Annotated in this window: 10 protein-coding genes; 5 read left to right on the top strand and 5 right to left on the bottom strand. The window is 73.5% G+C overall.

The genetic code is table 11. From position 1 onward, the window contains the following. The 4 genes from GXW71_RS11435 to GXW71_RS11420 all read left to right on the top strand — a co-directional run. Nucleotides 1-714: MFS transporter (locus GXW71_RS11435; RefSeq protein ID WP_211852629.1), on the top strand; the 714-nt coding region annotated here is incomplete at its 5' end. A gap of 105 nt (nucleotides 715-819) precedes the next feature. Beyond that, nucleotides 820-1,761 carry a hydroxymethylglutaryl-CoA lyase gene (locus GXW71_RS11430; RefSeq protein ID WP_211852628.1) on the top strand — a complete coding sequence of 314 codons (942 nt, stop codon included), beginning with the start codon at nucleotides 820-822 and terminating at the stop codon, nucleotides 1,759-1,761. A 26-nt stretch (nucleotides 1,762-1,787) separates the two neighbouring features. Then, nucleotides 1,788-3,050 (top strand): CaiB/BaiF CoA transferase family protein, encoded by a 1,263-nt coding sequence (locus GXW71_RS11425; RefSeq protein ID WP_211852627.1) that lies wholly within the window; start codon nucleotides 1,788-1,790, stop codon nucleotides 3,048-3,050. A gap of 55 nt (nucleotides 3,051-3,105) precedes the next feature. Beyond that, entirely contained in the window at nucleotides 3,106-4,104 is a 999-nt protein-coding gene (locus GXW71_RS11420) for a Bug family tripartite tricarboxylate transporter substrate binding protein (protein WP_211852626.1), read from the top strand. Between the two features lie 17 nt (nucleotides 4,105-4,121). On the opposite strand, the gene GXW71_RS11415 is transcribed toward GXW71_RS11420, so the two are convergent. The 4 genes from GXW71_RS11415 to hmgA form a co-directional block, all read right to left on the bottom strand. Continuing rightward, nucleotides 4,122-4,469: a hypothetical protein gene (locus tag GXW71_RS11415; RefSeq protein WP_211852625.1), complete on the bottom strand. Its 348-nt coding sequence runs from the start codon at nucleotides 4,467-4,469 to the stop codon at nucleotides 4,122-4,124. Between the two features lie 73 nt (nucleotides 4,470-4,542). Then, nucleotides 4,543-5,451 carry a LysR substrate-binding domain-containing protein gene (locus GXW71_RS11410; protein WP_211852624.1) on the bottom strand — a complete coding sequence of 303 codons (909 nt, stop codon included), beginning with the start codon at nucleotides 5,449-5,451 and terminating at the stop codon, nucleotides 4,543-4,545. A gap of 179 nt (nucleotides 5,452-5,630) precedes the next feature. After that, nucleotides 5,631-6,962, bottom strand: a complete 1,332-nt coding sequence (gene fahA / locus GXW71_RS11405) for a fumarylacetoacetase (RefSeq protein WP_246526477.1) — start codon at nucleotides 6,960-6,962, stop codon at nucleotides 5,631-5,633. Then, nucleotides 6,959-8,314 carry a homogentisate 1,2-dioxygenase gene (hmgA, locus tag GXW71_RS11400; RefSeq protein WP_211852623.1) on the bottom strand — a complete coding sequence of 452 codons (1,356 nt, stop codon included), beginning with the start codon at nucleotides 8,312-8,314 and terminating at the stop codon, nucleotides 6,959-6,961. The genes fahA and hmgA overlap by 4 nt, the downstream gene beginning before the upstream one ends. Nucleotides 8,315-8,496: 182 nt before the next feature. Between hmgA and GXW71_RS11395 the strand changes: the two genes are divergently transcribed. Then, nucleotides 8,497-9,360, top strand: a complete 864-nt coding sequence (locus GXW71_RS11395) for an IclR family transcriptional regulator (protein ID WP_211852622.1) — start codon at nucleotides 8,497-8,499, stop codon at nucleotides 9,358-9,360. Between the two features lie 95 nt (nucleotides 9,361-9,455). Here GXW71_RS11395 and GXW71_RS11390 read toward each other — a convergent pair whose 3' ends face one another. Continuing rightward, nucleotides 9,456-10,175, bottom strand: coding sequence for an ABC transporter ATP-binding protein (locus GXW71_RS11390; RefSeq protein WP_246526476.1), 720 nt, complete (start codon nucleotides 10,173-10,175; stop codon nucleotides 9,456-9,458). Nucleotides 10,176-10,179: the final 4 nt, after the last annotated feature.

Raw genomic sequence — 10,179 nt, 5'->3', positions numbered from 1 at the left:
GTCGCGGCGCTCCTCGCCTGCCTCGTCGTGCAGCCGCAGCGCGTGGCGCTGGATGTCGAGCGCGACCCGCGCCAGCCGGTCGGCCCCGCGGCGCTGTTCAGCCGCCGCAGCCTCGCCGGGCCCTTCGCCGCGCTCCGGCTGCACCGGCTGCTGCCGCCGCTGACGCTCCTCGCCTTCTCCTTCGCCGTCGTGCAGGGCAGCCTCTTCGCCTTCACCGTCACCTGGCTCACCGAGGCGCGGGGCCTGCCGCTGATCCAGGCCGGCGCTGCCTTCGCCGGCATGCAGGCGGGCGGCGCTCTCGCCCGCATCGGCCTCGGCTGGCTCGCCGACCGCACCGGCCGGCCGGCGCTCGCACTCGCCGTGCAGGCGATCGCGGCGGCGGCGCTGGTGGCGGCGCTGACCCTGCTGCCGGCGGGCGCGCCCTTCTGGCTGCTCGTCACGCTCTGCACGCTGACCGGCTGCGTCGCGGCGAGCTGGAACGGCATCTACAACGCCGAGGTCGCGCGCCTGGTGCCGCCGGAGCGCGTCATCGAGGCGACGGCGGGATCGAGCACGCTCTGCTTCCTCGGCTACGTGCTGGCGCCCTCGGGTTTCGCGGTGCTGGTGGCGGTCTTCGGCGGCTGGACCCTGCCGCTGCTGCTGGCGGCAGGGCAGCTCGGCATCGTCGCCGCGGTTGTGCTGCCGCCGGTGCTGCGGGCGACGCGGCCGGGCTGACGGCTTCCGTCGCCGGCGCAAGCCCCTTGCTGCAATGACGGCTTCTGGCCGCGGCGCCGCCCGCCGCATCCTGCGCGGTGGAAGGCAACGCCAGGGAAGAACGCCATGCGCAGAACGGCGGCGGAGCGGGTCATCGTCCGGGAGGTCGGCCCGCGCGACGGCTTGCAGATGGCGAAAGCCGTCATGCCGACCGCCGCCAAGCGCGCCTGGATCGCCGCCATGGCCGGCGCCGGCCTCTCCGAGATGGAAGTCGCGAGCTTCGTGCCGCCGGCCGCCATGCCGCAGATGGCCGATGCCGCCGCGGTGACGGCGGCCACGCGCGCGGCGCATCCCGCGCTGCTCGTGGTGGCGCTCGCGCCCAACCTGCGCGGCGCGCAGGACGCCGCCGCGGCCGGCGCGCAATCCATCATCGTGCCGGTCTCCGCCAGCGAGGCGCATAGCCGCGCCAATGTCCGCCGCAGCCGCGACGCGCAGGTGGCCGAGCTCGGGCGGATCCTGTCCTGGTCGCGGAGCCTGGGCGAGGGGCGGCCGCGCATCGAGGCCGGCATCTCCACGGCCTTCGGCTGCTCCCTGCAGGGCGCCGTGCCGGAGGCCGAGGTCGTGGCGCTCGCGGCTGTGCTGGCGGAAGCGGGGGCGGATGTCGTGGCCCTCGCCGACACCCTCGGCTATGCGGCGCCGGGGCAGGTCCGCCGCCTGGTGCGCGCTGTCAGCGCGGAGGTCGGCGCGGACCGCTTCGGCAACCTGCATCTGCACGACACGCTCGGCATGGCGATGGCGAATGTCCTGGCGGCGCTGGAGGAAGGCGTGCGCGGCTTCGATGCGGCGCTCGGCGGCCTCGGCGGCTGCCCCTTCGCGCCCGGCTCGGTCGGCAATGCCGCGACCGAGGACCTGGTCTACCTGCTGGAATCCGAAGGCTTCGCGACCGGCATCGACCTCGCCGCGCTGCTGGAAGCCCGGCAGGTGCTGGCCGCCGGGCTGCCAAGCGAGACGCTGCATGGCCGGGTCGCCGCCGCCGGCATCCCGCGCACCTACCAAGCCGCCGCCTGACGCCCCCACATCCGGAACGCGCCGCCATGCCGAACGACAGCCCCGCAACCACCCCGACGCCGCTCGGCGGCATCCGGGTGATCGAGTTCAGCCACATGGTGATGGGGCCGAGCTGCGGCATGATCCTCGGCGATCTCGGCGCCGAGGTGGTGAAGATCGAGCCCGCACCCGCCGGCGACAACACCCGCCGCCTGACCGGTCCCGCGCTCGGCTTCTTCCCGGCCTTCAACCGCAACAAGCGCAGCCTCTGCATCGACCTCAAGCGCCCCGCCGGGCTCGCGCTGGTGCGGCGGCTCGCCGCCGGCGCCGACGTTCTGGTCGAGAATTTCCGCCCCGGCGCGATGGACAAGCTCGGCCTCGGCCAGGCCGCGCTCGCCGCCATCAACCCGCGCCTCGTCTACGCCTCCTGCAAGGGCTTCCTGCCCGGGCCTTACGAGCACCGCGCGGCGCTCGACGAGGTCGTGCAGATGATGGGCGGCCTCGCCTACATGACGGGACCGCCGGGACGGCCGCTGCGCGCGGGATCCTCGGTCAACGACATCATGGGCGGCATGTTCGCCGCGATCGGCGTGCTGGCGGCGCTGCGGGAGCGGGAGGCGAGCGGGCGCGGCGGCCTGGTGCAATCCGGCCTCTTCGAGACCTGCATGGTGCTGACCGCGCAGCACATGGCCCGCGCCGCGATCGAGGGCCGGGAGCCCGAGCCCTTCGGCGACCCGGCGATGCGGAAGCCCTGGCCGGTCTACGACATCTTCGACACCGCCGATCCCGGCCAGCAGGTCTTCGTCGGCGTCGTCACCGAGACCCAGTGGCGCGCCTTCTGCGCCGCCTTCGGGCTGGAGGACCTGCTGAGCGACCCTGATCTCGCCGGCATGCATCGCCTGGCCGCGGCGCGGGCGCGCATCCTGCCGCGCGTCGCCGCCGTCTTCGCCGCCCTGCCGAAGCCCGTGCTGATGGCGCGCTGCGAGGCGCTGGGCCTCCCCTTCGCGCCGATCGCCAAGCCCGGCGAGCTGCTCGACGACCCGCATCTGCTGGCCTCGGGCGGGCTGCTGCCGGTCGATCTCTCGGGCGCCGAGGCGGCGGGCGGCGCGCCGGTGCGCGGCGATGCCGGGCTGCCCGGCCTGCCGATCGCGCTGCCCGGCGGCCGCCCGGGCCTCCGCCGCCAGCCGCCCCGCCTCGGCGAGCACGGGCGGGAGGTGGCGCGCGAGGCCGGGCTCTCCGAGGCCGAGATCGCCGCGTTGATCGCCGACGGCACCCTGGCCTTGCCCGGGGATGCGCCCGTCGCCGAATGAACCCCGGACGACCGCCCCGCGAGAGGGCGGCGCCACGACCGCGAGGAACCCGAGAATGACCACGCCGATGCCGACCCGTCGCGGCTTCACCGCCGCGATCCTCGCAGCACCGGCCCTGCTCGCGGGCCCCGGGCGGGGCCGCGCGGCCGAGGGCTGGGCGCCGTCGCGCCCGATCCGGATCGTGGTGCCCTTCACGCCCGGCCAGGCCAACGACATCTTCGCGCGCCTGCTGGCGGAGAAGGCGAGCGAGCTGCGCTGGCCGCAGCAACGGGTGGTGGTGGAGAACCGCGCCGGCGCCGGCGGCACCATCGGCATGCAGGCCGTGGCGCAGGCGGCGCCGGACGGCCACACCCTGGTCTTCGGCAGCCTGGCGACCTTCGCCATCAACCCCGCGATCATGGCGAACCTGCCCTATGACCCCGAACGCGACTTCCTGCCGGTCACCCGCATCTTCGAAGGGCCGCTGCTGGTGGTGGTGCCGGCGCGCGGACCGGACCGGGACCTCGCGGGCCTGGCGGCGCGGCTGCGGACGGGCGGGCTGACCTATGCCTCCAGCGGCCCGGGGACGACCCAGCACCTGAGCACGGAGCTGTTCCTGCAGGGCATCGGCGCGCGGGCGACGCATGTGCCCTATCGCGGCAGCGGCCCGGCCATGACCGATGTGGCGGGCGGCGCCGTCGACTTCGCCTTCGAGAGCGCCGCCGCGGCGCAGCCGCTGGTCGCCTCGGGCATGCTGCGCGCGCTCGCGGTCAGCTCGGCGCGGCCGACGCCCGGGCTCGACCTGCCGACCGTCGCCGAGGCCGCGTCGCTGCCGGGCTATGCCGTGAACGGCTCGGGCGGGGTGCTGGCGCCGGCGCGCACCCCGGCCGCCACCATCGCCGCGTTGCATGAGGGCTTCGCCGCGGCCATGGCCGATGCCACGGTGCGGGCCCGCGTCACCGAAGCCGGGACCATCCCGCTGGCGGAGGGGCCGGAAGCCTTCGGCCGCTTCATCCGCGACGAGCGCCGCAAATGGGCGGAGGTCGCGCGGCGGGGCGCCATCCGCATCGAGTAGCGCCGGTCGGGGCCGGGCTATTTGAGCGCCCCTGTCGGGATCGCGGATCGTGGCCCGCGCGGCTCTTCCGCCGTCGTGATGACGTGTGTCCCGAGCAGGATGGCGAAGACCAACATCGGGATGGCCCAGAACTGCAACGGCAGACCCCAGAAGGAGTGCCGTGCGGGCTCGCTGGGCTTGCCGCCGCGGTTCCAACGAAGGCCGAGCCAGGCAATGACGAGAGCCGCGAGCCCCACGGCCAGGCCGACGCCCCGGTCCACCTCGGGCCCGTCGATCTGGCGAAGGACGATCATCGGCAGGAACATGCCGAGCGCCAGCAGGCAAGGCGCGCACCAGCCGCGGCCCGCCCAGAAGATCCATATCATCGCTGCCTCCGGCGCGCACCGTCCTGCCTTATGGTTCGGTACACGCAGCCTGTCGAGGGATCGGCGATCCGATCTAGCCGGCCTCGGGCTGCGCCAGCAGGTGGTTGAGCAGCAGCCGGGCCGCTGCCGGCAGGCCGGGCGCGGGCCGCGCCACGATCCGCAGCCGGCGCCGCGCCCAGTCCTCGGCGAGCGGCACACCCGCGAGGCCGAGTGCCGCCAGATAGGGCCGCGCCACCCCATCCGGCATCACCGTCGCGCCGAGGCCCGCGGCGGCGAGGCGGCGCGCGGAATCGGTGGTGGCGACGCGGAAGCGGTACTGCGGCGCGCGGCCGAGGCGCCGCGCCTCTTCCTCGAGCAGGATCGCCAGCGCGCCGCCGGCCTGCACGCCGATCAGCGGCTCGTCGAGCAGCGCCGCATAGCGGAGCGAGGCGCGGTCGGCCAGGCGATGGCCGGCCGGCATCACCGCCAGCAGCGCGTCGCCGTGCCAGCCATGCGCCTCCAGCTCCGTCGGCAGCGCGGCGGCGCTGGTGACGATGCCGAGATCGACGCGCCCTTCCAGCACCTCGTGCAGGATGGCGAGGCTGGTCTCCTCCTGCAGGGTCACGGCGATGCCGGGCTGCGCCTGCGCGAAGCCGGCCAGCGCTTCGGCCAGGCGGTGGCCGCTGAGCGCCGAGGTGGTGGCGCCGAGCCGGACGCTGCCGGTGCCGCCGGCGGCGAAGGCGCGGAGGTCGTCCTCCATCCGGCTGCCGAGCTCGAACAGCGCCCGTGCGTGCCGGATCAGCCGCTCGCCGGCCGCCGTCGCGCGTACGCCCTTGGCGCCGCGATCGAGAAGCTGCACGCCGTGCTGCTGCTCCAGATCCTGGATCCGCTTGGCGGCGGCGGAGATCGCGATGCCGCAATGCTCCGCCGCGCGCGACAGGCTGCCGAGCGCGTCGGCCGCGAGCAGGATCCGGAGCGTCACCCAGTCCGGCGGCGATGGCATGGCGGCGGTGTGTCCTTCCCGGCGTGGCCTCCGTCGGGCCGGCGCCATTCTAGGCCGAACCAGCATTTGGCGCGGGGAGGCGTGTGGCGGGGTTTTTTCGTCCCTGGCGTGTCGGTCGACGCAGCCGATGCTGGTGGCATCGGCGAGGAGATCGGCGCGCCAGGGGCGGAAAAGACCCGCTACACGGCGGGCAGGATCTGCGCGCGGCACTCGCCGAAGCCAATGCTGACCGCACCGGGCCGCGCCGCGCGGGCGCGCAGGATCACCGCGTCGCCATCCTCCAGGAAACGGCGGGTCTCGCCACCCGGCAGCACCACCGGTGCCTGGCCGCCGCGCGTCGTCTCCAGGAGGCTGCCGAGGCCCGCCGGATCGGGCGCGGAGAGGGTGCCGGAGCCGAGGAGGTCGCCGGGGTTCAGGTCGCAGCCGCCGCTGGTGTGGTGCGCGACCATCTGCGCCACGGTCCAGTACATGTGCCGCGTGCCGGAGAGCGACAGGCGATGCGGCGGCAACCCTGCCGCCCGCATCGCGGCGGTCTCGATCAGCACCTCGAGCGCGATGTCAAAGGCGCCGCCCCGCTGGTCGGCAGCGTCGAGCAGGTAGGGCAGCGGCGCCGGATCGCCTTCCGGCCGCGGCGGCTGCGCGATGCGGAAGGGCGCCAGCGCCTCCGGCGTGATCACCCAGGGGGAGATGGTGCTGCCGAAGCTCTTCGAGAGGAAGGGGCCGAGCGGCTGGTATTCCCAGGCCTGGATGTCGCGCGCCGACCAGTCGTTGAGCAGGCAGAAGCCGGCGACATGCGTCTCCGCCGCGCCGACCGGCACCGGCTCGCCAAGCGCATTGCCGGGGCCGATCCAGATGCCGAGCTCCAGCTCGTAATCGAGCTTCTCGCAGGGGCCGAAGCGCGGCGCCGCGGCGTCCGGCGCCTTGAGCTGCCCCTTCGGCCGCCGCAGATCGGTGCCACTCACGCGCACCGAGGACGCACGGCCGTGATAGCCGATCGGCACGTGCTTGTAGTTCGGCAGCAGCGGATTGTCCGGGCGGAACACCCGGCCGACATTGGTCGCGTGGTGGATGCCGACATAGAAGTCGGTGTAGTCGCCGATGCGTGCCGGCAGATGCAGGGTGCAGCCGGCGGCAGGGTGCAGGCAGGCTGCGGCCGCGTCGCGCTCGGCGCTGCCCTCCGCGAGCAGTGCGGAGAGCCGTGCCCGCAGTGCCCGGCGTGGCCCCGCACCCAGGGCGAAGAAGCCGTTCAGCGTGTCGGATGCCGCTGCCTCCGCGGCCTCCGCCGCCGCGCCGGCGAAGAGCCCGGCGGCGAGCGCCGCCTTCAGGTCGAGGATGCCGTCGCCGATCGCGACGCCGCTGCGCCGATCGCCGCCGGGCGGCGAGACGATGCCGAAGGGCAGGTTCTGGATCGGGAAATCCGGATGTCCGTCGGCACCGGGCACCCAGGAGCGGAGGGCGGGATCATGAGTGGCGTCGATCTGGGTCATCGGGTCGGTGCCGGTCCTGCTCATGGCCGCGACGGGTCGAAATGCTTCCGCAGGCCCTGGCCGTATTCGGGGTAGTCGGCCTGGAGCTGCGGCGCCTCGGCGGCGAAGCGGGTGACGCGTTGCGGGAAGCGGGTCTCGAACATGAAGGCCAAAGTCCCTTCCAGCTTGTGGGGCTTGAGCACGGCATGGCTTGCGGCTTCGAAGGAAGCGGGGTCGGGGCCGTGCGGCAGCATGGTGTTGTGCAGGCTGAAGCCGCCGGGCACGAAGCCGCCGCCGGTCTTGGCGTCGTAGACGCCGTAGATCAGGCCCATGAACTCGCTCATGACGTTCATGTGGTACCAGGGCGGGCGGAAGGTGTTTTCCGCGACCAGCCAGCGGTCGGGGAAGATCACGAAATCCACATTGGCGGTGCCGGGTGTTTCCGAGGGCGCGGTCAGCACCGTGAAGATCGACGGGTCCGCATGGTCGAAGAGCACCGGCCCGACCGGTGAGTAGCGCCGGAGGTCGTATTTGTAGGGCGCGTAATTGCCGTGCCAGGCGACGACATCGAGCGGCGAATGGCCGATCGCCGCGCGCCAGAGATTGCCGCCCCATTTCACCGTCAGGGTCGATGACGCGTCGCGGTCTTCGTAGGCGGCGACCGGCGTCTGGAAGTCGCGCGGGTTCGCCAGGCAATTGGCGCCGATCGGGCCGCGCTCCGGCAGGGTGAAGGCGCCGCCGTAATTCTCGCAGAGATAGCCGCGCGCCGGCTGTTCCTCCGGCAGCTCGACGCGCAGCTTCACGCCGCGCGGGATGACCGCGATCTCGCCCGGCTCGATGTCGATGATGCCGAACTCGGTCCAGAGCCGGAGCGCGCCCTGCTGCGGCACGAAGAGCATCTCGGCATCGGCGTTGTAGAAATACTCGTCGCGCATCGAGCGGGTGGCGAGATAGATGTGCGAGCCCATGCCGGCCATGGCGCCGGCATCACCCGCCGTGGTGACGGTGCGGATGCCGTCCAGGAAGCTCAGCGGCGCCTCCGGCAGCGGGATCGGGTCCCAGCGCAGCGGCGCCAGCGGCATGTCGACCTCGGCCGCGGGCGCGGTGCGCCAGAGCCCGGCATCGACCTTCTCGAAACGGCCCCAATGCCCGACGGTCGGGCGGATGCGGTAGAGCCAGGAGCGTTCGTTGCTGGCGCGCGGGGCGGTGAAGGGGGACCCGCTGAGCTGTTCGGCATAGAGGCCATAGGCGCAGCGCTGCGGGGAGTTGCGCCCGACCGGCAGGGCGCCGGGCAGGGCCTCCGTTTCGAAGCCATTGCCGAAGCCCGACATATAGGCGGCGGCGTTGCGCGCCTCGGCCGGCGCGGCGGCGGGGCCGGGTCTGACGGAGAGGTTCATCGGCGGTGCTCCCGTGGACGAGGGCTCTGGATCGTCGGGCGTCCGCGCCGATCATATATCGTCTCATCTGAGATGAAAAGTGGCACTGACACCGACTTGCAGCGGCCATTCGCGTCACGACATCGTGGCGCGCGCTGGCTATGCTGCAGGCCAGGATCGAACGGGAATCGAGAAGGACGCCCATGCACCTGCCCGCGACGCGCAAGACCATCGAGGGGCGTGGGGTCCAGTCGATCGAGGTCGGGGGCCGCCTGCTGCAGGCGATGGTGGAGCTGGCGCAGCCTTCCATGCTGCGCGACCTGGCAGCAGCGGCGAAGGTCACGCCGGCGCAGGCGCATGCCTATCTCGTCAGCTTCCGCAAGCTTGGGCTGGTGGAGCAGGATGCGGCCAGCGGCCGCTACCTGCTGGGCCCCTTCGCGTTGCAGCTCGGCCTGGCGCGCATGCGCGGCTTCGACCCGCTGCGGCTCGCGAGTGCCGCGGCGATGGAGCTGGCGCTCGAGATGGGGCTGATGGTTACGATCTCCGTCTGGGGCACCCATGGCCCGACGGTGATCCAGGTGACCGAGGCGGTGCAGCCGGTGCATGTCAATCTCCGCGCCGGCGCGGTGTTCACGATCACCGGCACCGCGACGGGGCGGCTCTTCGGCGCGCTGCTGCCGGAGGCGCTGGTGCGCCCGCTGGTCGAGGCCGAGACGCGCGCCGGCGGCAGGTCCCAGGCGATCGGGCGCGGCACCTCGCTGGAAGCGCATCGCCTCTCCGTCGCCGAGGTCCGCCGCCTCGGCCACGCGACCACCGAAGGCGTGCCGGTGCCGGGCGTGAACGCGGTCGCCGTGCCGGTGCTGGACCACAGCCGGCAACTGCAGTTCGCGCTGACGGCGATCGGCCATGCGGAAGCGCTGGACGTCGCCGAGGGTAGCGCGCAACTGGCGCAGGTCGTGGGTTTCGGCCGGAAGGTCTCCGCGCAGCTCGGCTACCAGGCGCCGCCGGCCGCGGCCGGCACGGTCACGCCGCTCCGCCGCGCCGCGCGGCGTAGCCGGGCCGGCTGACGCGTTGGGTAGAGGCTTTGTTTGGCGCGCAGCCGCCACACCAACCCTGCGCGCTGATGCCCGGCTCCGAAAGCCAGGGCTTTCTCCACCGGGCATCAATGCCCACCGCCGAGATAGGCCGCCCGCACCCGGGGATGCTGCAGCAGCTCGGCGCCGCTGCCTTCGAGCGTGACGCGCCCGGTCTCCAGCACATAGGCGCGGTCGGCGACGCCGAGCGCGAGATTGGCCATCTGCTCGACCAGCAGCACGGTCACGCCGCGGGCGCGCAGCGCGGTGATGATGCCGAAGATCTCCCGGATGATCAGCGGCGCGAGGCCGAGCGAGGGCTCGTCGAGCAGCAGCAGCCGCGGCTCGCCCATCAGGGCGCGGGCGATCGCCAGCATCTGCTGCTCGCCACCCGAGAGGGTGACCGCGGGCTGGTCCTGCCTTTCCCTGAGGCGCGGGAAGAGTTCGTATTGCGCCGCCATCGCGCGGGCGAGATCGGCCTGGCCCAGCCGCCGCGAATAGGCGCCGAGCTCGAGGTTGTCGCGCACGGTCTGGTCGGGAAACACCTGCCGCCCCTCCGGTGAGAGGGCGATGCCGGCGGCGACGCGGCGATGCGCGGGCAGGGCGGCGATGTCGCGCCCTTCGAAGCGGATGCCGCCGGCGGCGAGCGGCACCAGCCCGGCGATGGCTTTCAGCAGCGTGCTCTTGCCGGCGCCATTGGCGCCGACGATGGCGACGATCTGCCCCGGCTCCACCGCGATGGTGGCATCGGCGACCGCCTGGATCGGCCCATAGGCGATATGCACGGCGTCGAGCTGCAGCATGGCCATGGCC

Origin of the sequence: Plastoroseomonas hellenica (assembly GCF_018129085.1) — a bacterium.
Classification (GTDB): domain Bacteria; phylum Pseudomonadota; class Alphaproteobacteria; order Acetobacterales; family Acetobacteraceae; genus Plastoroseomonas; species Plastoroseomonas hellenica.
The sequence above is the reverse complement of the archived record's forward strand: the minus strand, read 5'-3'. Positions and strand labels throughout refer to the sequence as shown.

What these genes read in the sequence shown, in the direction of transcription:
- GXW71_RS11430 (WP_211852628.1), top strand. Translation starts at nt 820, where the DNA reads ATGCGCAGAACGGCGGCGGAGCGGGTCATCGTCCGGGAGGTCGGCCCG.
- GXW71_RS11425 (WP_211852627.1), top strand. Translation starts at nt 1,788, where the DNA reads ATGCCGAACGACAGCCCCGCAACCACCCCGACGCCGCTCGGCGGCATC.
- GXW71_RS11420 (WP_211852626.1), top strand. Translation starts at nt 3,106, where the DNA reads ATGACCACGCCGATGCCGACCCGTCGCGGCTTCACCGCCGCGATCCTC.
- GXW71_RS11415 (WP_211852625.1), bottom strand. Translation starts at nt 4,469, where the DNA reads ATGATATGGATCTTCTGGGCGGGCCGCGGCTGGTGCGCGCCTTGCCTG.
- GXW71_RS11410 (WP_211852624.1), bottom strand. Translation starts at nt 5,451, where the DNA reads ATGCCATCGCCGCCGGACTGGGTGACGCTCCGGATCCTGCTCGCGGCC.
- fahA (WP_246526477.1), bottom strand. Translation starts at nt 6,962, where the DNA reads ATGAGCAGGACCGGCACCGACCCGATGACCCAGATCGACGCCACTCAT.
- hmgA (WP_211852623.1), bottom strand. Translation starts at nt 8,314, where the DNA reads ATGAACCTCTCCGTCAGACCCGGCCCCGCCGCCGCGCCGGCCGAGGCG.
- GXW71_RS11395 (WP_211852622.1), top strand. Translation starts at nt 8,497, where the DNA reads ATGCACCTGCCCGCGACGCGCAAGACCATCGAGGGGCGTGGGGTCCAG.
- GXW71_RS11390 (WP_246526476.1), bottom strand. Translation starts at nt 10,175, where the DNA reads ATGGCCATGCTGCAGCTCGACGCCGTGCATATCGCCTATGGGCCGATC.